This is a genomic window from Mesorhizobium sp. B2-3-7, from assembly GCF_006442695.1.
Lineage (GTDB): Bacteria > Pseudomonadota > Alphaproteobacteria > Rhizobiales > Rhizobiaceae > Mesorhizobium.
Genome location: NZ_VFVV01000007.1, coordinates 24,445 through 45,327, shown reverse-complemented (window position 1 = coordinate 45,327; position 20,883 = coordinate 24,445). Strand labels below are relative to the sequence as shown.

Annotated in this window: 22 protein-coding genes and 1 tRNA gene; 13 read left to right on the top strand and 10 right to left on the bottom strand. The window is 62.7% G+C overall.

The features are described 5' to 3' along the window. The first annotated feature begins 12 nt into the window (after positions 1 to 12). On the top strand, positions 13 to 381 hold the full coding sequence (locus tag FJ940_RS15090; RefSeq protein ID WP_140496100.1) for a response regulator: 369 nt from the start codon (positions 13 to 15) through the stop codon (positions 379 to 381). Between the two features lie 90 nt (positions 382 to 471). Here the strand turns inward: FJ940_RS15090 and ctrA are convergent, their stop codons facing one another. Beyond that, a complete protein-coding gene (gene ctrA, locus FJ940_RS15085) occupies positions 472 to 1,167 on the bottom strand; it encodes a cell cycle two-component system response regulator CtrA (protein WP_006203583.1) in 696 nt (231 codons plus the stop codon). 451 nt (positions 1,168 to 1,618) lie between these two features. On the opposite strand from ctrA, the gene FJ940_RS15080 reads away from it, so the two are divergent. Further along, positions 1,619 to 1,996, top strand: a complete 378-nt coding sequence (locus tag FJ940_RS15080; RefSeq protein WP_140496101.1) for a flagellar export protein FliJ — start codon at positions 1,619 to 1,621, stop codon at positions 1,994 to 1,996. Between the two features lie 61 nt (positions 1,997 to 2,057). On the opposite strand, the gene FJ940_RS15075 is transcribed toward FJ940_RS15080, so the two are convergent. Continuing rightward, a complete protein-coding gene (locus tag FJ940_RS15075; protein WP_140657042.1) occupies positions 2,058 to 2,456 on the bottom strand; it encodes a helix-turn-helix domain-containing protein in 399 nt (132 codons plus the stop codon). Between the two features lie 89 nt (positions 2,457 to 2,545). Here FJ940_RS15075 and FJ940_RS15070 point away from each other — a divergent pair, with 89 nt between their 5' ends. Then, the gene (locus FJ940_RS15070) at positions 2,546 to 3,472 is read left to right on the top strand and encodes an NADP-dependent oxidoreductase (RefSeq protein ID WP_140657040.1); all 927 of its coding nucleotides are present in this window, start codon (positions 2,546 to 2,548) and stop codon (positions 3,470 to 3,472) included. A gap of 69 nt (positions 3,473 to 3,541) precedes the next feature. On the opposite strand, the gene FJ940_RS15065 is transcribed toward FJ940_RS15070, so the two are convergent. After that, positions 3,542 to 3,817, bottom strand: a complete 276-nt coding sequence (locus tag FJ940_RS15065; RefSeq protein ID WP_006203587.1) for a DUF1153 domain-containing protein — start codon at positions 3,815 to 3,817, stop codon at positions 3,542 to 3,544. A gap of 98 nt (positions 3,818 to 3,915) precedes the next feature. Here FJ940_RS15065 and FJ940_RS15060 point away from each other — a divergent pair, with 98 nt between their 5' ends. Continuing rightward, positions 3,916 to 4,110, top strand: coding sequence for a hypothetical protein (locus FJ940_RS15060; protein ID WP_140518053.1), 195 nt, complete (start codon positions 3,916 to 3,918; stop codon positions 4,108 to 4,110). Next, complete coding sequence (gene mnmA / locus FJ940_RS15055; protein ID WP_140657038.1) at positions 4,107 to 5,297, top strand: tRNA 2-thiouridine(34) synthase MnmA; 1,191 nt, start codon at positions 4,107 to 4,109, stop codon at positions 5,295 to 5,297. The genes FJ940_RS15060 and mnmA overlap by 4 nt, the downstream gene beginning before the upstream one ends. A 37-nt stretch (positions 5,298 to 5,334) precedes the next feature. Here the strand turns inward: mnmA and FJ940_RS15050 are convergent, their stop codons facing one another. Then, positions 5,335 to 6,300 (bottom strand): Gfo/Idh/MocA family oxidoreductase, encoded by a 966-nt coding sequence (locus FJ940_RS15050; protein WP_140496105.1) that lies wholly within the window; start codon positions 6,298 to 6,300, stop codon positions 5,335 to 5,337. A 240-nt stretch (positions 6,301 to 6,540) separates the two neighbouring features. Between FJ940_RS15050 and FJ940_RS15045 the strand changes: the two genes are divergently transcribed. Then, positions 6,541 to 6,617 (top strand) — tRNA-Met (locus FJ940_RS15045). Between the two features lie 120 nt (positions 6,618 to 6,737). On the opposite strand, the gene FJ940_RS15040 is transcribed toward FJ940_RS15045, so the two are convergent. Further along, entirely contained in the window at positions 6,738 to 7,550 is an 813-nt protein-coding gene (locus tag FJ940_RS15040; RefSeq protein ID WP_140496106.1) for a helix-turn-helix transcriptional regulator, read from the bottom strand. A 107-nt stretch (positions 7,551 to 7,657) separates the two neighbouring features. Between FJ940_RS15040 and FJ940_RS15035 the strand changes: the two genes are divergently transcribed. The 7 genes from FJ940_RS15035 to FJ940_RS15005 all read left to right on the top strand — a co-directional run bounded on the left by FJ940_RS15035 (position 7,658) and on the right by FJ940_RS15005 (position 16,565). Next, on the top strand, positions 7,658 to 9,682 hold the full coding sequence (locus FJ940_RS15035) for a CocE/NonD family hydrolase (RefSeq protein ID WP_140496107.1): 2,025 nt from the start codon (positions 7,658 to 7,660) through the stop codon (positions 9,680 to 9,682). Positions 9,683 to 9,870: 188 nt separating this feature from the next. Continuing rightward, the gene (locus tag FJ940_RS15030; RefSeq protein ID WP_140496108.1) at positions 9,871 to 11,445 is read left to right on the top strand and encodes an ABC transporter substrate-binding protein; all 1,575 of its coding nucleotides are present in this window, start codon (positions 9,871 to 9,873) and stop codon (positions 11,443 to 11,445) included. A gap of 131 nt (positions 11,446 to 11,576) precedes the next feature. Continuing rightward, the gene (locus FJ940_RS15025; protein ID WP_140496109.1) at positions 11,577 to 12,515 is read left to right on the top strand and encodes an ABC transporter permease; all 939 of its coding nucleotides are present in this window, start codon (positions 11,577 to 11,579) and stop codon (positions 12,513 to 12,515) included. A gap of 1 nt (position 12,516) precedes the next feature. After that, the gene (locus FJ940_RS15020) at positions 12,517 to 13,410 is read left to right on the top strand and encodes an ABC transporter permease (protein ID WP_224680319.1); all 894 of its coding nucleotides are present in this window, start codon (positions 12,517 to 12,519) and stop codon (positions 13,408 to 13,410) included. Beyond that, positions 13,407 to 14,426 carry an ABC transporter ATP-binding protein gene (locus tag FJ940_RS15015; protein WP_140582226.1) on the top strand — a complete coding sequence of 340 codons (1,020 nt, stop codon included), beginning with the start codon at positions 13,407 to 13,409 and terminating at the stop codon, positions 14,424 to 14,426. The genes FJ940_RS15020 and FJ940_RS15015 overlap by 4 nt, the downstream gene beginning before the upstream one ends. Further along, a complete protein-coding gene (locus FJ940_RS15010) occupies positions 14,423 to 15,439 on the top strand; it encodes an ABC transporter ATP-binding protein (protein ID WP_140582229.1) in 1,017 nt (338 codons plus the stop codon). Before FJ940_RS15015 ends, FJ940_RS15010 begins: the two co-directional genes overlap by 4 nt. Beyond that, positions 15,429 to 16,565 (top strand): succinylglutamate desuccinylase/aspartoacylase family protein, encoded by a 1,137-nt coding sequence (locus FJ940_RS15005; protein ID WP_181168601.1) that lies wholly within the window; start codon positions 15,429 to 15,431, stop codon positions 16,563 to 16,565. Before FJ940_RS15010 ends, FJ940_RS15005 begins: the two co-directional genes overlap by 11 nt. 96 nt (positions 16,566 to 16,661) lie before the next feature. On the opposite strand, the gene FJ940_RS15000 is transcribed toward FJ940_RS15005, so the two are convergent. From FJ940_RS15000 to FJ940_RS14980, 5 genes are read right to left on the bottom strand one after another with little or no spacing between them, the layout of a single operon-like run. Continuing rightward, entirely contained in the window at positions 16,662 to 17,411 is a 750-nt protein-coding gene (locus FJ940_RS15000; RefSeq protein WP_140556170.1) for an SDR family oxidoreductase, read from the bottom strand. A gap of 16 nt (positions 17,412 to 17,427) precedes the next feature. Further along, positions 17,428 to 18,369 (bottom strand): 3-hydroxyacyl-CoA dehydrogenase, encoded by a 942-nt coding sequence (locus FJ940_RS14995; RefSeq protein ID WP_140518017.1) that lies wholly within the window; start codon positions 18,367 to 18,369, stop codon positions 17,428 to 17,430. Continuing rightward, positions 18,366 to 19,241 carry an N-acyl homoserine lactonase family protein gene (locus FJ940_RS14990; RefSeq protein WP_140518016.1) on the bottom strand — a complete coding sequence of 292 codons (876 nt, stop codon included), beginning with the start codon at positions 19,239 to 19,241 and terminating at the stop codon, positions 18,366 to 18,368. Before FJ940_RS14990 ends, FJ940_RS14995 begins: the two co-directional genes overlap by 4 nt. Then, complete coding sequence (locus FJ940_RS14985; RefSeq protein WP_140657036.1) at positions 19,213 to 19,830, bottom strand: hypothetical protein; 618 nt, start codon at positions 19,828 to 19,830, stop codon at positions 19,213 to 19,215. Before FJ940_RS14985 ends, FJ940_RS14990 begins: the two co-directional genes overlap by 29 nt. Beyond that, entirely contained in the window at positions 19,823 to 20,866 is a 1,044-nt protein-coding gene (locus FJ940_RS14980; RefSeq protein ID WP_140496117.1) for a LacI family DNA-binding transcriptional regulator, read from the bottom strand. Before FJ940_RS14980 ends, FJ940_RS14985 begins: the two co-directional genes overlap by 8 nt. Between the last annotated feature and the right edge of the window lie 17 nt (positions 20,867 to 20,883).

Below are 20,883 nucleotides of genomic sequence, written 5' to 3'. Positions count from 1 at the left end.
GAGGACCCGGAAATGAAACGCTGCATGTTCGTCGACGATTCTAGCGTCATCAGGAAAGTTGCGAAGCGCATCCTGGGCGGTTCCGACATGATGGTCATCGAAGCCGCCAGCGGGCTTGACGCGCTGGAGATGTGCGCCGCCGATATGCCTGATATCATCGTCGTCGACGGTGCACTGCCGGATGTACAGGCGGTCGACCTGATCCGGCGCGTGCGCGCCATGGAAAGCCCGACCAAGCCGCAGATCCTGATCTCGCTGGTCGAACTGGACATCGCCTCGATCATGCGAGCCAAACGCGCCGGCGCCCAAGGCTATCTGTTGAAGCCGTTCAACCGCCCGCAGCTACTCGAGCGTTTTCGCACCCTGAAGATCGCTGCCTGATCCATCGGACCGCGGTTACCACCGGTCTATGACGCAAAAACCCGGCTGACGCCGGGTTTTTGTTTGGAATTTCGATCGGGCAGCCGTCGCTCAGGCGCTGACGCGGATGTCTTCCGGTTCGCGCAGCACATAGCCGCGGCCCCAGACCGTCTCGATGTAATTCTGGCCGCCGGACGCCGCATCGAGCTTCTTGCGCAGCTTGCAGATGAAGACGTCGATGATCTTCAGTTCCGGCTCGTCCATGCCGCCATAGAGGTGGTTGAGGAACATTTCCTTGGTGAGCGTGGTGCCCTTGCGCAGCGAGAGCAGCTCCAGCATCTGGTATTCCTTGCCGGTAAGGTGCACGCGCTGGCCGCCGACTTCGACGGTCTTGGCATCGAGATTGACCACCAGGTCGCCGGTGGTGATGACCGATTGGGCATGTCCCTTCGAACGGCGCACGATGGCGTGGATGCGCGCCACCAGCTCGTCCTTGTGGAACGGCTTGGTCATGTAATCGTCTGCGCCGAAGCCGAGGCCGCGCACCTTGTCCTCGATGCCGGCCATGCCGGAAAGGATGAGGATCGGCGTCTTCACCTTGGAAAGACGAAGCGTTCTCAAGACCTCATAGCCGGACATATCGGGTAGGTTGAGGTCGAGAAGGATGATGTCGTAGTCGTAGAGCTTGCCCAGATCGACACCCTCTTCGCCGAGGTCGGTCGTATAGACGTTGAAGCTTTCCGATTTCAGCATCAGCTCGATGCTTTGTGCGGTTGCACTGTCATCTTCTATCAGCAGAACACGCATTTCATTCCCCTTTTCTGCTGCCGGACCATCTTGCGACCCATCCGGGACCGGAGCAGTGATTGCCTGGTGCAGAGGCTGCCATGGAATGGTTAACAAAACCTAATTCCGCGTCGATGACGGTACCAGATTTTTTAACCACTTTCTACACCCTCTTGAATTTAATAACGAATCACAGGACCAAACCGCTAATGCAACACATTAAAAACCTGGACTAAGTGACTCCAGGGACTCATCGACATCGCTTCCATGTCGCCAGCCGGATTTTTACCCGGCCTTAAGTCCTGACCCGTATGATTAACAATGCCCGTAAACGAATGGTTACCGTCGGCAAAAAACTTTAGGGTTTTGTTTCCCATAGTGCGGGGAAAGCCGGTGGACACGGGCAGCGCTTGGGCCTTTCCAAGTGGTTTGGACGATATGTGCAGGTGTGCGTTTCCGGGAGTACCGAATCATGAAGTCACGTGAAAACCTCGTTCGGCTGAAACAGTTTCAGGTGAATGAGAAGCGGCGGCAGCTGCTGCAGCTCGACATGATGATCGCCGAATTCGAACGCATGGCCGCCGAGCTGGAGCTTCAGATCAGCGCCGAGGAAAAGAAGGCCGGTATCACCGACATCAATCATTTCGCCTATCCGACCTTCGCCAAGGCGGCCCGTTTGCGCCGCGACAACCTCAGAAATTCGCAAGGCGACCTCGCCCAGCAGCGAAGCGCCGCCGAATCATTACTCGGCGAAGCTGAAGCGGAGCTTTCCAAGGCGGAAATGCTCGAATCGCGCGACACCAAGATTCGCGAGGCCGAAACTGGCGGTCGTAGCGCGATGATCGGCTGAACCGCCCGATATCCGCGTCTTTGAGCACGTCCAAGCGGGCGCGCAACGCATTGGGCGAGCGCTAAACGGCCCACTCCCCTTCATTCACGGCCGCAGCTCGCGCCCGGGCCTCCTTGATGTCGGGAACGTGTTGTTCCGACCAGGATCTGATCTGGTTGAGCAATCCCGCCAGATTCTGGCCAAGTTCGGTCAATTCATATTCGACCCGAGGCGGGACGACCGCAAACACCTCGCGCCGCACCAGGCCGTCGCGCTCGAGCACGCGCAACGTCTGCGTCAGCATCTTCGGCGTGACGCCTTCGAGCTTGCGGGCAAGCTCGCCATTGCGCTGCCGGCCTTGGCGCAGCGCACAAACAACCAGGTAAACCCACTTGCTGGCCAGCGTCTCCAGCACCGTGTGTGAGGGACAGGTCCGCCGGAACGCATCATAGCCGTAGGGGGAGTCGAGATCACTATCCATACGGTGCCTATATATCAACAAGGTACATACTAGACAAGAGACCATTACTCTCCAAATGATAGTGGGACCGGTCAATCAGGAGAAATCTTATGCGTGCCATTATCCAGAATTCCGTCGGCGGACCCGATGTCCTTGTCATCGCCGAGCGCCCGGCGCCCTCGCCCAACGCCGGCGAAGTGCTGGTCCGCATCAAGGCGGCCGGCATCAATCCGGTCGATGGCGCCGTGCGCGCCGGCTATTACCCGCTGCTCGGCGAACCACCCTTCATCCTCGGCTGGGACCTTTCGGGAACCGTCGAGGCGCTGGGGCCTGGTGTCAGCGGCCTGAAACCAGGTGACGCGGTGTTCGGCATGCCGCGCTTCCCAAAGCAGGCGGCAGCCTATGCCGAACTGGCCGCGGTGCCCGCCGATGAAATCGCGCGCAAGCCCGCGCACGCCGATTACGTCCAGGCAGGCGCATTGCCGCTGGCCGGCCTCACCGCCTGGCAAGGCCTCGTGCGTCATGGCGCGATGAAAGCCGGCCAGCGCGTGCTGGTCCACGCCGGGGCCGGCGGCGTCGGCCATCTGGCGGTGCAGGTCGCCAAGGCGGGCGGCGCCTGGGTTGCCGCCACCGTCAGCACGGAAAAATTGGATTTCGTCCACAAGCTCGGCGCCGACGAGGTCATCGACTACACCAAGGATGATTTTACCGACAAGGCGAAGGACATCGACCTGGTGCTCGAGACGGTGGGCGGCGAGCACGCCCATCAATCGTTGAAGGTGCTCAGGGACGGCGGCGTGCTGGTGTCACTGCTCGACGTCAGCGACAAGACCAGGGCGGATGCCAAGGCGCGAAGCATCCGCGTCGAACGCATGTCCGTTGTTCCCGACCGCGAAGGCCTGCTGGAACTTGGCAGGCTCGTCGATGCGGGAAAGCTTACCGTGCATGTGGCAAAGACCTTCCCGCTAGAACAGGCCGGCGCCGCGCACGCTTTCCTCGCCAGCAAGCCGGTCGGCAAGGTGGTGCTGACGGTCTGAAACGGACGCAAATGCTGTCAAGAAACCAAAAGGGCGCGAACTTCGCGCCCTTTTGCAGATTCTTGAGCGTCAGTGCCGGTATTGCTGGATGCGCGTCGTGCGCAGCCCGGCGAGGCCGTATTCGTCGATCGAGGCCTGCCAGGACAGGAACTCCTCGGTGGTCAGCTTGTAGCGCTGGCATGCCTCCTCGAGGCTCAAAAGCCCGCCGCGCACCGCTGCAACCACTTCCGCCTTGCGCCGGATAACCCAGCGACGTGTATTCGTCGGCGGCAGATCGGCAATTGTGAGAGGGCTGCCGTCAGGCCCGATAACATATTTGACTCGCGGTCTAACCAGATCGGTCATCGTACTCTCTACAAAAAACTCAAAGACCCAATCCCCACCACGTTACCGCCACAGCTTTAAAAATTGCCTAAGCAGACCCTAACAGCTAGGTAATGATCATGAACGCCGCGTTAGTCTTTTCGCAAACATTTGAAATATCTGCCGGGAAGTTCCGGATTCGCTCGAAAAATCTGCGCGGTCACCGGGCCGGCAGTTGCCCGCCGATCGGTTCCCGCAAGCTGGCGCAGCCGCCAAGCTTGACCTATATTCGCGTCATTGGCATGCAAGCGCCGCGCAGAACGAAAGAACCATGAACAGCCTCGATCTTCCCGGACGTCCCGAAAACACCCGTATCGTCGTCGCCATGTCGGGCGGCGTCGATTCGTCCGTCGTCGCGGGTCTCTTGAAGCGCGAGGGTTATGATGTCGTCGGCGTCACCTTGCAGCTTTACGATCATGGCGCCGCGACGCACCGGGCCGGGTCCTGCTGTGCCGGGCAGGATATCGATGACGCCCGCCGCGTTTCCGAGACGCTCGGCATTCCGCATTATGTGCTCGACTACGAAGAGCGCTTCCGCAAGGCGGTCATCGATCCCTTCGCTGAGAGCTATGTCGCCGGCGAGACGCCGATCCCTTGCGTTTCCTGCAACCAGACGGTGAAGTTCGCTGATCTGCTGGCCACCGCCAAGGATCTCGGCGCCGACGCGCTGGCCACGGGCCACTACATTCGCTCCGGCGCCAATGGCGCCCATCGCGCGCTCTATAGGCCGGTCGACGCCGATCGCGACCAGAGCTATTTCCTCTTCGCCACCACGCAGGCGCAGATCGATTATCTGCGCTTTCCGCTCGGCGGCCTGCCGAAGCCGCAGGTTCGCGCCATTGCCGAGGAGATGGGCCTGACGGTAGCCGCCAAGCAGGACAGCCAGGACATCTGCTTCGTGCCCCAGGGCAAATATTCCGACATCATTGCCAAGCTGAAGCCGACGGCCGCCAATCCGGGTGACATCGTCCATATCGACGGCCGGGTGCTCGGCCGCCATGAAGGCATTCTGCGCTACACCATCGGCCAGCGCCGCGGCATCGGCGTGGCCTCCGGCGAGCCGCTCTATGTCGTCCATCTCGACGCCGAGCGCGCCCGTGTCGTGGTCGGGCCGCGCGAGGCGCTGGAGACGCACAAGATCTACCTGCGCAACATGAACTGGCTTGGTGACGGCGCGCTGGCCGACATGCCCGCGGGCGGGCTGGAACTGTTCGCCAAGGTTCGCTCGACCAGGCCGCCACGCCCGGCGATGCTGCGTCACGAGGCGGGCGTCACATCGGTCGAATTGGCCGATGGCGAGTCCGGTATCGCGCCTGGACAGGCTTGCGTGCTCTATTCCGAGGACGGCAACGAGGCCCGCGTGTTCGGCGGCGGCTTCATCGAACGCTCCGAGCGCGGCGCCGAGGCCGAGGCGATGTTGAGCCGACTTGCCGCGTCACCGGCGCAGGTTCCCGCCGAGTAGGCAACGATCTCTCCGCCGCGACGCGGCCCGATCTTCTTCAGGGATTGGATTTGGTGTGCGTGACCGTACCCGCGGTCAGGATGCGCAGCACCCGGATTGCCTCCTCGCCGCTGGTGCGCGGTTCGGCCCGCGTTTCGATGCAATGGATGAAGTGCTCGAGTTCGCGCGTCAGCGGCATGCCTTGGCCAACCGCGACATAGGAGGGCTCATTGGTGGTGAACGCCCATTGGCCGCTGTCCTGCCAGACCGCGTGGCGATAGACGGCGAGCTTGCGCTCCCATGGTTCGACATCGTCGAAGACAGCCATCGCCTTGGTGCCGACCACGGTCAGCCGCCGTTCGCGGTAAGGGTTCAGCCGCGAGGCGAAGAGATGGCTGCGCAAACCGTTGGGAAAGCGCATGTGCAGATGCGCGAAGTCGCTGAGATTGTCGAGCAGCGCCGCCCCTTCGCCGCGCACCTCGATCGGTTCGGTGCCGGTGATGGCCAGGATCATAGACAGGTCATGCGGCGCCAGGTCCCATAGCGCATCGTTCTCGGTGTGGAATTTGCCGAGGCCGAGCCGGTGCGAATGGATGTAGCGGACCTCGCCGAGCTCGCCCTTGTCGATGAGCGCCTTCAGCGTCTCGAACGCGGGATGGAAGCGCAAGACGTGGCCGACCATGAAGACGCGGCCCTTGTCCTTCGCCGCCTGCACCGAGCGCTCGGCATCGGCAACCGTCAACGCGATCGGCTTCTCCACCAGCACGTCCTTGCCGCTTTCGGTGGCGCGCACCGCCATCTCGGCATGAAATTGCGGCGGCAGCGCCATGACGATGGCGTCGATGTCATTGCGGACGAACAACTGGTCCGGTTCGATCGCGAGGCAGTCCTGTTCGCTGGCAAAGCCTTCGGCGCGGGCACGGTTGGCGTCGGAGACCGCGTGCAGCGCGCCGAGCGCCTTGAGGGTGCGGATGTGGTTGGAGCCCCAGTATCCGCAACCGAGGACTGCAATGCGCGGCTTCATCTGTTCTCAAACTCTAAAAACTCGTGGCCGAGACATAGCGACGTGCCTCTTCGAACTCAACCCCGGCGGCTGCAACCAATTATCGGCGCGGCAAAGCTTTTCGGCAGCGAGAATAAGCGCCCCTGCCGAGCGGTTCGAAGCTTGACAGGCTCACCCTCCCAACCTTATATCCGCGCGACCTTGGCGAACGCCTCGAAATGCCTTGCGATTTAAGGCGGATTTCGGGCCTTTCGCCGCCCTGGCGGGGTAGCTCAGTTGGTTAGAGCACGGGAATCATAATCCTGGGGTCGGGGGTTCAAGTCCCTCTCCCGCTACCACCTCTCACCTGTACGGCCCGGAGACATAGGTAACAGACTGTACCTAAGACATGGGTGACAACCTCGTGCTGAACGGGTTGGACAGGCCCGCGCTGATGCGGGTCGCGTTGGGAGGAACGTCTACACCTCTTCCGTCTCGAGCACGAACGTCCCGGTGGGGATGCGGTTGGTGATCATGGCGCGGATGCCGACATCGATGGCGGGGTCAGTTTCGTCGAATAGGCCGCAGGCCTGCAGCGCCTTGCGCTGGTCGACGGAGCGGCCGAGATATTCCAGAAGCACGACCGAGGCTGCGGGTCTCCGCCCTCGTAAAAGGGGCATGCCCGTCTGGATGCCGACCAGATAGGCGACGCTCGTCTGGTAGCTCGGATAGAGGATCACCTGGGTGATGCTGGTCTTGAGCAGGGTTTCGGATTCGAGCGCGAATATGCGATCGCCGAGCAGCAGCAGGGCGGCCGAATATTTCGAGGTCTTTACGCCATATTTGCCGAAATGGACGAGCCTTTCCATGCATTTCCAGAAATAGCGGCCTTCCTTTTCATAGATTACGACCAGGCATTTGATGATCTTGCCGGCATAGCCGAACGAGTAGAAATAGCGGAAATAGTAGCCGACATAGCGCCCGAGATCGCCGGAACGCTGATAGAGCTGCTCCATATGCACCAGCATGTCCGATGGCGCATGGACGCCGAGTGGGCGGCGGCGCAGGCCGACGATCTCGGCAAAGCGCTGCTGGTCCATCAAAAGCTCGCCTTCGCTCACGCCGAAGAAATCGCAGATCTTGCGCATGTTGCGGCGGGACGGCCAGGTCTGGCCGCTCAGATACTTGTTGAACTGCTGGCGGTTGATCTGCAGGCGCCGGCACACGGCGGCTATCGACGGATAATAGCTGCACAGGAAGGCGAGGTTCTGGGGAAGCGGTTCGGTCTGCATGACCTAATGCATACTGACGCCAGAACAGTGTCAAGTCGCGAAGGGTCGCGAAATTGTGCGGCACCGCCGATTTGCCCAAAGTGGCGCTCTCCAACAGAGGCCTCGTCATGCGCACAGTGTCCAACTTCCCCCATCCGATCCGCTCGGTCGACCATTTCGAGATTCCGATGCCGGACGGTTGCCGGCTTGCGGCGCGCATGTGGCTCCCCGAGGGTGCCGAACAAAAGCCGGTGCCGGCTATCCTGGAATACATCCCCTATCGCAAGAACGATCTGACCGCCGCGCGTGATGTCGTCATGCACCCCTACGTGGCCGGCCACGGCTACGCAGTGGTGCGCGTCGACCTGCGCGGAACCGGCGATTCCGAAGGGCTGATGCTCGACGAGTACCTTCAGCAGGAGCTGGACGACGGCTGCTCGGTCATCGAATGGCTGGCCTCCCAGCCCTGGTGCGACGGCAACGTCGGCATGATCGGCATCTCCTGGGGCGGCTTCAACGGATTGCAGATCGCGGCCATGCGGCCGCCTGCGCTGAAGGCGGTGATCAGTTGCGCCTCGACCGACGACCGCTACGCCGACGATGTCCACCACATGGGTGGCACGCTGCTCATCGACAATCTCTCCTGGGCGGCGATCATGTTCGGGCGCAACACGCTGCCGCCCGACCCACGCAACAAGCCGCACAATTGGCGCGCTTTGTGGCACAGTCGATTGAAGGAAAGCGGGCTATGGCTGAAGAACTGGCTGGAGCACCAGCACCGCGACAAGTTCTGGAAACACGGTTCGGTCTGCGAGGATTTCGGCGCGATCACCTGCCCGGTCTACGCCGTCAGCGGCTGGGCCGATGGTTATTGCCGCTCGGTCTTCCGCCTGATGGAAAAGCTGCAGGGCCCGCGCAAGGGGCTGGTCGGGCCATGGGCGCACACTTATCCCCATATCGGCAAGCCTGGTCCTGCCATCGGCTTTCTGCAGGAATGCGTCCGCTGGTGGGATCAATGGCTGAAGGGCCGTGACACCGGCATCATGGACGAGCCGATGCTGCGCCTGTTCATGCAGGATAGCGCCCCGCCGCAAACTTCCTACGAGACGCGCGCCGGACGCTGGGTCACGGAGCCGGCATGGCCATCGCCGAATATCGAGCGGCAGTCCTTCTTCCTTTCCGGCAATGGGCGCCTGTCCCTACGCCGGGCAGACGATGCGGCCGGAACGCAGACGGTCCGCTCGCCCTTGTCGGTTGGCCTGCGCGGCGGCAAATGGTGCTCCTATGCCGTGCCCGGCGACCAGCCGGCTGACCAGCGCGGCGACGATGCCGGCAGTCTGGTCTATGAGACGCAAGAGCTGGCGCACGATGTTGAGATCGCCGGCGATGCAATGCTCGATCTTGTCTTCGAAAGCGACAGGCCCGTCGCCATGGTGGCCGTCCGTCTTTCGGATGTCGCCCCCGATGGCGCGACGACGCGCGTCAGCTACGGCCTTTTGAACCTGACGCATCGCGATAGCCATGAGAGGCCCGAACCGCTCGAACCGGCAAGGCGCTACCGCACCTCTGTCCCCTTCAAGCACGTAGCACAGCGCTTCAGCGCGGGGCATCGCATACGCCTTGCCATCTCGACAAATTACTTCCCGATCGCTTGGCCTTCGCCCGAGCCGGTCACGCTCACCGTCCATCCGGCGGATTGCCGCCTTGAACTTCCGGTCCGCGTCGGGGGCGCCGGAGATCCGGCACCGGCGCCTTTTGCCGAACCCGAAGGGGCGCCGCCCTTACGGGTGGAGACGATCTCAAAGCCGCAAAAGGATTGGACGATCACGGAGAATCTGGCAGTCGCTTCGACCGTCGTTGAGATCGGCGAAGGCGCCGGCACCTATCGCATCGTCGACAACGACCTAACCATTACCTCGCTCGGCCGCGAACGCTATTCCTTCCGCGGCGACGATTTCGGGTCGGCCAGGGCCGAGGCGAAATGGGAGTTCGAATTTTCGCGCGCTGATTGGCGCATGCGTTCTGTGACCGAAACGACCATGACCGCGACGCCATCGCACTTCCACGTCGAGGCGCATCTCGAGGCATGGGAAGGCGACGAGCTTGTCCACGAACAGAAATGGACCGAGGCGATAGAGCGTCGCCTGCTGTGACATTCGCGAACTGACGCTAATCTCGCTCACATCTGCGTCGGCAGCGAAATTGACCGGCTTGCCGGCTGAATTGAAGAATGCGCCGTCCGAACTCGCGGCCCCATCAGGCGGCGCGGTACCAAAAAGAGGGATCCCGGCAATCGCCGGGAAACCCGCTCAGTTGAAAGGGGAACGAAACCGTGAATGGAATGAAATTGAATCGCAGGCATTTCCTGCAGGCAGGCGCCGGCCTCGGCGCGGGGATCATCGCCTCCGGCCTGCCCTTGTCGCAGGCCGTATGGGCGGCCGAAGGCAAGGTACTCAAGGCCCGCGCCTATTCCGATATCGACAAGCTCGATCCTGGCTTCTACCAGAACGCGTACAATGTCGACGTCATGAACTGCATCTACACCAAGCTTACGCGCTATAAACCGGGTTCGGAGTGGGGCTGGGAACTCGAGGCCGCCGAATCCGTCGAGCAGATCGATCCGACGCACATCCGCTTCCGCCTGAAGAAGGGCATCAACTTCACTGGCGGATTTGGCGAAATGACCGCCGAGGACGTGAAGTTCTCGTTTGAGCGCGTCATCCAGCACAATTCTCCGGTCAAGGGCGACTGGGGTCCGCTTGACCGCATCGAGATCGAGGACGACCATACTGGCGTGATCGTGCTCAAGACGCCTTTCGTGCCGCTCTGGAACATCACTCTTCCCTATGGTTGCGGCCACATCGTCTCGAAAAAAGCGGTGACGAAGGCAGTTGCCGACGGCGGCGATTTCGGCATGAAGCCGCCCTGCTATTCAGGTCCCTACGTGTTGTCGGACTGGAAGCCGAACCAGCTCGTCCTGTTGACCCGAAATCCCGAATGGAAAGGCCCTAGGCCGGGCTTCGACGAAATTCATATCCTGCCGATGAGCGATATCAAGACCGCCGAGCGCGCCTATCAGGCAGGCGACATCGACTTCACCGATTTCAGCCTCGATTCGCTGGCCACGTTGAAGGACAGCCCGCCCGAAAACACCAAGATCGAAGAAAAGCCTTCGCTCTACTATGTCTATATCGGCATGAACTCGGACCATCCGAAGCTGAAGGACGTCAATGTCCGCAAGGCGATTCAATGGGCCATCAATGTGCCGCAGATCATGGACGCGGCCTATTCAGGCCAGGCCCAGGTCGCGACCGGCCTTATCGCTCCAGGCTTGGTGGGACACCGGGAAAAAGCGCTGATACCGCCGGAGGGCGATCTCGAAAAGGCGAAGCAGTATCTTGAGAAGGCCGGCATCACCGAACTCAGCCTCACCATCGACGCGCTCAACGTGACCACCTTCTCCACGATCGCGGAAATGGTCCAGGCGCAGCTGTCGCAGATCGGCATCACGGTCGAGGTCAATGTTCAGGATTCCGGTTCGTTCTGGACCATCGGCATGGAATCGGAAGGCGAACGTTGGAAGGACATGCAGCTGATCGTGCAGCGTTTCTCGATGGTGCCGGATCCCTATTACGCCACCACCTTTTTCGTGCGCGACCAGGTCGGTGTGTGGAACTGGGAGCGCTTCCGCAGCGAGCGCTTCGACGAGCTCAACGCCAAGGCGGTAACCGTCGAAGACCCGCAGGAACGGGCCAAGATGTATTATGAGATGCAAGACATCATGGAAGATTCCGGCTCCTACCGGTTCCTCACCCATGAAGGCTCGCCGATCATGTACCGAACGACGCAACTCGAGGCCGAGACGCGCCCAGACGGGCGGCCACTCTATCTCGGCTTTGAGCCGAAATCGGCCTAGGGCGTTCTAGGAAAAGTGCGTAGCGGTTTTCCGTCCGGAATTGCGAAAAAACAAAGGGTTAGAGCGGGTCGGCGATTCTATCAAACGCTGAACCGCTCTGACGCGGTCGCTGGGACAGGCTGAGTCAAAACATGTGGTTATATCTTGGCAAGCGTATCGTGCTGGCGGCGGCAATTGTCGTCGTTGCCGTCACGCTGCTGTTCCTGATGATCCAGGCCGTTCCCGGCGATCCCGCCGCGGTCCTGCTCGGACCGCGTGCGACGCCGGAACTGAAGGCGCAATTGCACGAGGAAATGGGCCTCGACAAGCCGCTGCCCGTGCAGATCGTCTCATTCTTCGGGGGGCTGCTGCACGGTAATCTCGGCACCGATGTCTTTACCCAGCGCCCTGTCGCGGCCATCGTTTTCGAGCAATTGCCTTACACGATCGAACTCATCCTGGTTTCGATCGCCTGGGCCGTTATCGTCGGCGTGCCGCTCGGCTGCTATTCGGCGCTGCGCCGCAACTCCGTGATCGACAAGGTCGTGGGTGTATTCGCGGTCGGAACCATCGCCATCCCGTCCTTCGTCATGGCGATCTATGCGCTGTTGATCTTCTCGGTCGGCCTGCGCTGGCTGCCGGCCATCGGCGCCGGCTCAGGCTTCCGCGACGGGTTCGTCCATCTCATCCTTCCAGCCTTCGTCGTCGGTATCGGCTGGGTGGGCTACATCTCGCGCATCGTGCGCGCCTCCATGCTGGAGATTCTTGGCGAGAACCACATTCGCATGGCGCGCTCCTTCGGCCTTTCGGAGCGGCGCATCGTGGCGCGCTACGCGCTGCCGCTCGCGATCCTGCCGACAGTGACGATCATCGGCGTCGGCATGGCGCACCTGCTCTCGGCGGCGGTTTTCGTCGAGGTGGTCTTCGCCCGGCCCGGCATCGGCGCTCTGATCGTCAAGGCGGTGGATTCGCGCAACTATCCGATCGTCATGGGCACGGTCCTCGTCACCACCGTTCTGTTCGTCATCTCCACGACGCTCGCCGACCTCGTAAACGCGGCGCTCGATCCAAGAATCCGCGAGAATTTGTAGCGTGTCCGAAGTTCAACTCATTCGCGAGGCGGTCGATGAACGCAGCGGGCAGGGCGCGGCCGCCATGTTCCTGCGGCAATTGCGCAAGTCTCCGCTCGGCATGATGGGCGCCGTGCTGGTCGTGCTGATGGTGGTGACTGCGGTCTTCGCCACCTGGATCGTGCCTTACGATCCGATCAAGATCATGGTTGGGCCCCGGCTGGCGCCGCCCTCTTTGCATTTTCTTCTCGGCACCGATCAGTTGGGACGCGATGTCTTCTCGCGGGTCGTCATGGGCGGAAGGATCGCGCTGCTCGTCGCCTTCGTCTCGTTGGGCGCCTCGCTCAGCGCAGGGCTTGTGCTCGGCCTCATCGCCGCCTTCGGTCCGCGCTGGCTGGACAATCTGCTGCTGCTGGTCTTCGACACGATCCGCTCCTTTCCGGTCATCATCTTCGCCTTGGCAGTGGTGACGCTGCTCGGGCCGAGCCTTGCCAGCGTCATCTTCGTCGTCGCGATCACGTCCGTGCCGATCTATGCGCGCGTGGTGCGCACGCAGGCCCACGCACTGCGCGAGAGCGAGTTCATCACTGCGGAGCGCGCCATGGGCGCCGGCATCGTGCGCATCCTTGCCGTGCACGTGCTACCCAATGTGATCGGGCCGCTGCTGATCCTGGTCAGCATGGATGTTCCGCTGGTCATCACGCTGGAGGCCGGCATGAGCTTCCTAGGCATGGGTGTCCGTCCGCCGACGCCGGACTGGGGAACCATCCTCAGTGACGGCTATGGCTATATCCACAAGACGGTGTGGCTGGTGATCGCCGGCGGCATCCCGATCGTCATAACCACGCTGGGCTTCACTTTCCTCGGCGAGGCGCTGCGCGACATTTTCGACCCCAAGCTTCGGAAAGACCTATGAACACCGGCGCTCAGGCAAGACATTCTCCAAACCGCGACCCGCTTCTGGCGATCCGCGGTCTGTCTCTCGATTTCGGCACGCCGCGCGGTCGCGCCCATGCACTGCGCGATATCCATATCGACGTGTCGGCGGGCGAAGTGGTTGGCATCGTCGGCGAAAGCGGTTCGGGCAAATCGACGCTCGCCTATGCCGTGATGGGGCTGCTGGCGGAAAATGCGGAGATGGTGAACGGCGCCATCCTGTTCGAGGGGCGCGACCTGCTCGGCATGCCTCCGGCGGAGCGGCGCGGCTTGCTCGGCAACCGCATGTCGATGATCTTCCAGGATCCGATGACGGCGTTGAACCCGGTGCGCAGCATCGAAAGCCAGATGATCGATGTCCAGCATCACGAGGGCGGCTCGCACCGGACCAAGCGCCAGCGCGCGCTGGATATGCTCCATCGGGTCGGCATTCCGGACCCGGAGAGCCGCATCGGCGGCTATCCGCACGAGTTTTCCGGCGGCATGCGCCAGCGTATCTGCATCGCGATGGCGCTGCTGGTGAAGCCGGCGCTGCTCATCGCGGACGAACCGACCACAGCGCTCGACGCGACGCTGGAGGTGCAGATCATCCATCTGTTGAAAGAGCTGCAAAAGGAGATCGGCTGCTCGATCCTGTTCGTCTCTCACCACCTCGGCGCTGTCGCCGAGCTCTGCGACCGGGTGGCGGTCATGTATGCGGGCGAGGTGGTCGAATACGGCACCGTGCGCGACATCTTCCGCCGACCGGGGCATCCCTATACGCGCGCGCTGCTCGAATGTGATCCCGGACGCATCCGGCAACGCACCCGCCAGTTGCCGACGATCCCAGGCGAGGTGCCGAGCCTCCTCGGTACCCAGGCGGGTTGCATCTTCCGTCGGCGCTGCCCGCAAGCCTTTACCCGGTGCGTGGATGACAGTCCTGTCCAGTGCGCTATCGGCGCAACGCACACCGCACGCTGCCATCGCCTCGACGACACGTTGGTGGCGCCGGCATGAGCCCCCTGCTTTCAGTCGAGGATCTTCGCGTACGCTTCCGCACCATGGGCGCGCTGAAGGCGCTCGCCAGCGGCGTTAAGAACCCGTTCGTGGACGCCGTCTGCGGCGTTTCCTTCGAGATCCGCAAAGGCGAAACGCTCGGCCTCGTCGGCGAAAGCGGGTCGGGAAAATCCACCATCGCCCGCACCATCATGGGCCTCCGGCCGCCGACGGGCGGCACGATACGCTTCGATGGTCAGGTGCTGAACGGCCTCGCCCCGACGGAGCGCAAGCCGCATCTTCGGCGCATGGCGATGATGTTCCAGGATCCGGTCGGATCGCTGTCGCCGCGCCTCACTGTACGCTCGCTGCTGATGGAGCCTTTCCGCATTCACGGCGTTACCGGCCGCGACCCCGCCGCCGAAGCGGAACGCCTGCTCAACATGGTCGGCCTGCCCGCCGACTTCGGGCGGCGATATCCACACCAGCTTTCCGGAGGCCAGGCGCGCCGCGTCGGCGTGGCGCGGGCCCTTGCATTGCAACCCGATCTTATCATCGCCGACGAGCCGACCGCGGGACTGGACGTGTCCGTTCAGGGTGAAGTCCTCAATCTGCTTGGACGCTTGCAGGGCGAACTCGGCATCGCCATTCTCATCATCACGCATAATCTCAATGTCGTGCGCCACATGACCGATCGCATGGCGATCATGTATCTCGGCCGCTTCATCGAGGTCGGCTCGACTGAGCGGATATTCACGCAGCCGCGCCACCCCTACACGGAGGCGTTGCTGTCGGCCAATCCGGAACCCGACCCGGACGCCGTGCTCGACAGGGTCGAGCTCAGCGGCGAGGTGCCGAGCCTGATGACGCGCCCAGCGGGCTGCGAGTTTCACACCCGCTGCCGCTATGCGCAGGGCATCTGCAAAAGCGTCTTCCCGTCCCGGGCAGCCGACCGGGAAGATCCCCGCCATGTCTTCAATTGCCACTTCCCGCTATCGGAACGTGCGCTCGCCGGAGCCACCAATGTCTCGTGAAATCCTCGATGTTCCTCTTGCCAACGGCACGCCGGGCAGCCAACACAGCGTGCGCATCATCCGGTATGGTGCCGCCGACGCGCGCCCGAAAGCCTACATACATGCCGCGCTGCATGCCGACGAAGCGCCCGGCCTGCTGGTGTTACACCATCTGGTCGAGCAGCTTGACGCCGCCGACGCGCGCGGCGAAATCCGGGGCCAGATCGTCGTCGTTCCCTACGCCAACCCGCTCGGCCTGGCGCAGTTCGTCAATGGCGATCATCTGGGGCGTTACGATCTGGCCAGCGGCCGGAATTTCAACCGCAAATGGCCTGATGTCGCCGGCGAATTGACCATCCGACTTGCCGATCGGCTCGGAAGCAGCGCCGACGACAACACGGTGCTCATCCGCAGCACGATTCGCGAAATTCTCGACGAACGCGGCGCAGGGCAGCCTGTCGATTCCCTTTACACCGCCTTGGCACGCGAGGCTTTCGATTCCGATCTTGTGCTGGATCTGCACTGCGACGACGAAGGGCTGATGCATCTGTTCGTGCGGCCCGAGATCTCGGCCGAGTTGTCCGACCTTGCGCGGGAACTCGGTTGCCGGGCGGTGTTCTCACAGGGTTCGTCGGGCGGCTCAACCTTCGCGGAAGCAAGCGTCGAGCCCTGGATCAGGCTTGCGGCTGCCCTTCCCGATAAGGTGATCCCGATCGGCTGCCTCGCCGCGACGGTGGAACTGCGCGGCTTCATCGACATCAGTGATGAGATGGCGTCGGCTGACGCTTCCGCCTTGCTCAACGTGCTTCGCCGCCGCGGCTACGTCGCGGGGCAAGCGGGCCTGCCGCCCGCCGCGCTTTGCGAGATCACCGGCTTCGATGCGTGCGATGTGGTTCGCACGCCCGCTTTCGGTGTCATCGTCTACCGCGCCGAACTGGGTGAACGCGTCACTTGTGGACAGCCGATCGCGGACATCATCGTGCCTTCTTCGCTGGGCCGCGAGGCGCGCGTGACGGTACGGGCGCGCACCGACGGGCTCGTGGTGACGCGAAGGCTGAAGAAACTTGTCGCCGCCAATCAGGTCATTGCCAAGGTGGTGGGCCAAAAGCCCCTCGCCCACCGGACAGGCTATCTGCTGGAGGATTAGATCGATCAGCGGGCGCGGGCACTTCTTGACCGCAGATCGATGATTGGCGGCCACGCGTAGAAACGAGGTCCGTTCGACCTGATCCTGTCCCGGGCTCTAGGCCAGGGGCCGACCGCCGTCGACCGGAATGATAACGCCGGTCACGAAACGGAGATGGGTCGCAGCCGCCAAAACCGCCTCGGCGACATCGTCGGGCGTGCCCAGCCGCCCCAGCGGCGTCCGGCTTGCCTGTTCGTCCCGCCAGGATTCGTCACGGCCCTTGATGAAGTCGGTGTCGACGACGCCGGGCGAGACCGACACGACCCTGATTCTCGGGGCCAGGGCACGCGCCAGCGACTTGGTCAGATTATCGACAGCGGCTTTCGACGCACAATAGGCGACGTTGCTTCCCATGGCGGTGACCCCTGCGATCGACGAGATGTTGACAACAACCCCGCTGCCGGTGCGATCGAGCAGCGGCCGCATGGCCCGCGTCGCAGCAATCACACCGCGCACGTTGACGCTGAAGATGCGGTCGATCAATTCATCGTCCAGGCTGTCGAGATCCGGATGTGGCACGAAGCGGGTTGTCCCGGCGCAATTGACCAGGACATCCAGCCGGCCAAAGCTTTTCTCGATCTGACCAGCGAGGCGCGCGAGGCAATCGCTGTCCGTCACGGTCGCCTCGGCGACGAAGTGATCGCCGTACGCCAATGACGAAACCAGATCGTCGGCCGTCTGCCGCGAACGGTTGTAGCCGATGACAACCGAAGCCCCTTCCGCAGCAAGCCTGGATACGATCCGCGCGCCGATGCCGCCGGTTGCTCCAGTGACCAGGGCAACCTTGCCTGTGAGTGTGGCTGTCATGGCCGTCTCCTGAGTGTCAAACCCCGGTGCTTCGCTTATGGGCGGCCAGCGCCATTAGATTGCGGTCGCGCCAGGCGCTGCGTTCGGCGAGTTGGGATGCTGACAACTTTTCGCGGCGCGCTTCCTCGGCCTTGGCAACCAGCCCTTCCGACCAGGGGGCCGGATCGCGCCTGGCGAGGGCGATCGAATGGTAGAGCGGTCCCAGACGTCTCGCGTAGTCCGCGATCCCGCCGGGCGCATTCAGATCGATCGTCTCGAAAGGCCCCATGAAGGACCACCGGTAGCCGAGCCCATGCGACACCGTAAGGTCGATATCGGCGGCACTTGCCACGCCCTCCTCGAGCAGGGCCCAGGCTTCGTTCAGCAATGCCCCCTGAAGCCGGTTGAGGACGAACCCTTCGACTTCCTTGCGCACGATCACGGCAGCCTGCCCTACGGCCTGCATCTGCACCCGCAGCCACGCAACGGCCTCCGCGTCGGTCCAGGGCGCCGGGACCAGTTCCACCAACGGGATCAAATGCGGTGGATTGACGGGATGAGCGACAAGAAAACGCCGGCGGTTGGCACAGGACCCGGTGAAGGCCGAGGCCGGAATGCCGGAGCTGGAGCTGCCTACGACCGCGTCGGGCCGCATCGCCCGGTCAATCTCCAGACAGACCGCCTCCTTGATGTCGCGCACTTCCAGCACCGACTCCTGGATGTAGTCGGCATCCGCTACCGCACCCTCCAGCGTATCGACAACGTTCAGCCGCCGCATGACTGCATCGACGGCATCTACCAGCCCGGCCTCTTGCATATCGGCAAGACTAGCCCGGATCTTGTCGAGCACCGCGGCGCGGATGTCGGCGCTGCCGTCATAGATGGTCACATCATGGCCGGCCCGGGCGAAGACGATCGCCCAGCCACGGCCGACCAGTCCGGCACCGACAATGGCGACTTTGCGGATTGCATCCATCATTGCACCCGTGACGTCTCGCCGTCCGCGAGGCAAATTTCGGTGATCCGCAGGCCATCCTGAGTGATGCGGGATGGGAACCGGTCCTTCAACCGCTCTTCGTGGATGGGAATGACCCGCCGTGCCTCGTGGCCCACCTGCTTCATCATCTCCTCGGTAGCGAGAACGAGATTGGTCTGGCTGCCGACCGCAAGCCCCACCGGAACGTAGAGCGTCTCGATATCGACGGCAGCTCCCGAGCCCTCGATGTTATCGAAGACGTAGACCAGATCGCCAGCCAGCACCCAGGTGTCGTCCTTGCCGTTGCGCACGGTGACCCACATCGACCCGTAGGTATGGCTGTCAAAAGCGGCATGGAGATCGATGTCGGGCAGGACGTCCTGTTTCGATCCGTCGATCGTTACCAACCGCTTCTGACGGGCCAGATCGACGCCGCGCACGATGTCGCCGGGGTCGACGGCTACGTTCATCCAGCGCATGCGGTCCGGCAGCGACATCGCCCAGACCCACTTCGCGATCTCCCTCTCCTGGATGTAGAAGGTCGCATTCGGGAAGTCCTCGACATTGCCGAAATGGTCGAAATGCGCGTGCGTGACAAAAACTGTGTCGACGTTCTTGGGCGAGAGGCCGATTTCGCCAAGAACGGCGTCGGGCGAGTGCCAGTTCTCGACGCCAAATTTGTCGGCGAGATGCTTGCCGTAGTCCTTGTTGTTGTAGCCGACATCGACCATCGCGACGCGACCGTTGCCCTTGATCAGCGCGTAGCAGTAAGGAAGCTTGACGTAACCCTGGTTGTGGGCGCCGTAGAGCACCCCGCTCTTGTGGTAGTTGCTGACATAGCTGTACTCAAGCACCCAGATCGAATATTGGCCCATTGCTTCCTCCCTGTTGTCGCCAGCGCTGCACACAGCTGCAGCAGGCGTGATTGAAATCGACCGGCGTCATACCGGCCCGCGGTTCCGACGCCGCCTGCAGCCCGGCGTAGGCGCGTTTGATCCTCTCCCCGGCCCGGTCGAGCTCCTGCTGCCAGTCGCGCCGCAGTCGGGCCGAACCGAAATCGTCCAGGACCTCGCCCAGCGCTGCATGAGCGGCCCGCAGACGCGCGCAATGGCTTTCGAGCCCATGCGGCGCGTGCAAGGCGCCCAGCCGCTGCTCCACCTCCGTCCACCGTTCGCGGGCCACCGGAATGTCAGGCAGATCGAGCACGTCGCGGCGTCCGCCGGCCTGAGCCAGGACCAGCAGGCCAGCGAGTTGGCCGATCAGCCGGCGCAGGCCTTCGTAGACGGGGCGGGTTGCCACGACGTAGCGGACGATGGCTTCGTCGGCCAACGCGGCATCGTTCACGGTGGCGACGGGTTCCTCGCTTCCGGTGACGGAGACATGGGGCGCCGCGACGACCTCGCAGTCATAGCGGTGGACGCTTACCGCCCGCTCGAAGAAGCGCTTTCCCGGGATATCAGCCATGGTGCCTTTTTCGCGTCGTCGCGCGCTCGATCACCGCGCCGGGCGGGATTAGTTGAACGATCGGCTCCCGGCCGGAATTCGTGCTCAATTCCTTCGCCAGGCTGACCGTGGCCTCGAGCATCTGGTCAATGGGCTGCCGGACGGTCGTCAGCCCGTGCGAAGGCCAGTGGGCCATCTCGATATCGTCGAAGCCGACGATCGAAATGTCGTCCGGCACGCCGAGCGCCAGCTCTCGCCGCACGCCGTCGAGAAAGCCAATGGCGAGAATGTCGTTGGCGCAGAAGACACCGTCGGGAACCTCTTTCAGGTCACGCAGCTTGCGCGCCGCTTCGTAGCCGGCGTGATAGCTGAACTGGCCTGCCTCGATAACTATCGGTGCGGCGAGGCCACGCTCGACGGCGCGTTCGCTGAAGCCCCTGTGGCGTGCGACATTGGTGGAGGCATCGGGCAAGGCGGCGATGTAGGCCAGGCGCCGGTGGCCGGTATCGACGAGATAGTCGGCGATGCTGCGGCCGCCGAGTATATTGTCGCAGGAAATGCCGAACGCGTGGTCGTCGGCCGAGAGTCGGTTGAAAAAGATCACCGGAGTGCCGGCCCTACGGCATTCCTGCGCGGCCGCCGAAGACAGGGTGGCCGCCAGGATGATGGCAAGATCTGGCTGGTAGTTGAGCAGCAGGCGTAGCGCCTGGTCGACGTCTCCCGACTGGTCGGCGGCGACGAGCATCACGTTCATGTCGATGGCACGAAGGGCGGTGGTCAGCCGCGTCAGCACTTCCGGATAGAACGGGTTCTTGATGTCCGCGACGACGATACCCACGATACGCGTCTTCTTGGTGATGAGGCTGCGCGCGAAAGGGTTCGGCGAATAGCCGATCTCCCTCGCACGGTTCAGCACCAGGTCCCGCGTATTCTTGGCGATCACGGCATCGGCGTGAAAGGCCCTGGATACGGTCGAAACAGACATGCCGAGATCGCGCGCCAGATCCTTCACGGTCAGGCGGGGCTTGCTGTTCTTGTTGCGGGCGATGATCGACATGAAAACTCCGTTGGCGC

What these genes read in the sequence shown, in the direction of transcription:
- FJ940_RS15090 (WP_140496100.1), top strand. Translation starts at nt 13, where the DNA reads ATGAAACGCTGCATGTTCGTCGACGATTCTAGCGTCATCAGGAAAGTT.
- ctrA (WP_006203583.1), bottom strand. Translation starts at nt 1,167, where the DNA reads ATGCGTGTTCTGCTGATAGAAGATGACAGTGCAACCGCACAAAGCATC.
- FJ940_RS15080 (WP_140496101.1), top strand. Translation starts at nt 1,619, where the DNA reads ATGAAGTCACGTGAAAACCTCGTTCGGCTGAAACAGTTTCAGGTGAAT.
- FJ940_RS15075 (WP_140657042.1), bottom strand. Translation starts at nt 2,456, where the DNA reads ATGGATAGTGATCTCGACTCCCCCTACGGCTATGATGCGTTCCGGCGG.
- FJ940_RS15070 (WP_140657040.1), top strand. Translation starts at nt 2,546, where the DNA reads ATGCGTGCCATTATCCAGAATTCCGTCGGCGGACCCGATGTCCTTGTC.
- FJ940_RS15065 (WP_006203587.1), bottom strand. Translation starts at nt 3,817, where the DNA reads ATGACCGATCTGGTTAGACCGCGAGTCAAATATGTTATCGGGCCTGAC.
- FJ940_RS15060 (WP_140518053.1), top strand. Translation starts at nt 3,916, where the DNA reads ATGAACGCCGCGTTAGTCTTTTCGCAAACATTTGAAATATCTGCCGGG.
- mnmA (WP_140657038.1), top strand. Translation starts at nt 4,107, where the DNA reads ATGAACAGCCTCGATCTTCCCGGACGTCCCGAAAACACCCGTATCGTC.
- FJ940_RS15050 (WP_140496105.1), bottom strand. Translation starts at nt 6,300, where the DNA reads ATGAAGCCGCGCATTGCAGTCCTCGGTTGCGGATACTGGGGCTCCAAC.
- FJ940_RS15040 (WP_140496106.1), bottom strand. Translation starts at nt 7,550, where the DNA reads ATGCAGACCGAACCGCTTCCCCAGAACCTCGCCTTCCTGTGCAGCTAT.
- FJ940_RS15035 (WP_140496107.1), top strand. Translation starts at nt 7,658, where the DNA reads ATGCGCACAGTGTCCAACTTCCCCCATCCGATCCGCTCGGTCGACCAT.
- FJ940_RS15030 (WP_140496108.1), top strand. Translation starts at nt 9,871, where the DNA reads ATGAAATTGAATCGCAGGCATTTCCTGCAGGCAGGCGCCGGCCTCGGC.
- FJ940_RS15025 (WP_140496109.1), top strand. Translation starts at nt 11,577, where the DNA reads ATGTGGTTATATCTTGGCAAGCGTATCGTGCTGGCGGCGGCAATTGTC.
- FJ940_RS15015 (WP_140582226.1), top strand. Translation starts at nt 13,407, where the DNA reads ATGAACACCGGCGCTCAGGCAAGACATTCTCCAAACCGCGACCCGCTT.
- FJ940_RS15010 (WP_140582229.1), top strand. Translation starts at nt 14,423, where the DNA reads ATGAGCCCCCTGCTTTCAGTCGAGGATCTTCGCGTACGCTTCCGCACC.
- FJ940_RS15005 (WP_181168601.1), top strand. Translation starts at nt 15,429, where the DNA reads ATGTCTCGTGAAATCCTCGATGTTCCTCTTGCCAACGGCACGCCGGGC.
- FJ940_RS15000 (WP_140556170.1), bottom strand. Translation starts at nt 17,411, where the DNA reads ATGACAGCCACACTCACAGGCAAGGTTGCCCTGGTCACTGGAGCAACC.
- FJ940_RS14995 (WP_140518017.1), bottom strand. Translation starts at nt 18,369, where the DNA reads ATGATGGATGCAATCCGCAAAGTCGCCATTGTCGGTGCCGGACTGGTC.
- FJ940_RS14990 (WP_140518016.1), bottom strand. Translation starts at nt 19,241, where the DNA reads ATGGGCCAATATTCGATCTGGGTGCTTGAGTACAGCTATGTCAGCAAC.
- FJ940_RS14985 (WP_140657036.1), bottom strand. Translation starts at nt 19,830, where the DNA reads ATGGCTGATATCCCGGGAAAGCGCTTCTTCGAGCGGGCGGTAAGCGTC.
- FJ940_RS14980 (WP_140496117.1), bottom strand. Translation starts at nt 20,866, where the DNA reads ATGTCGATCATCGCCCGCAACAAGAACAGCAAGCCCCGCCTGACCGTG.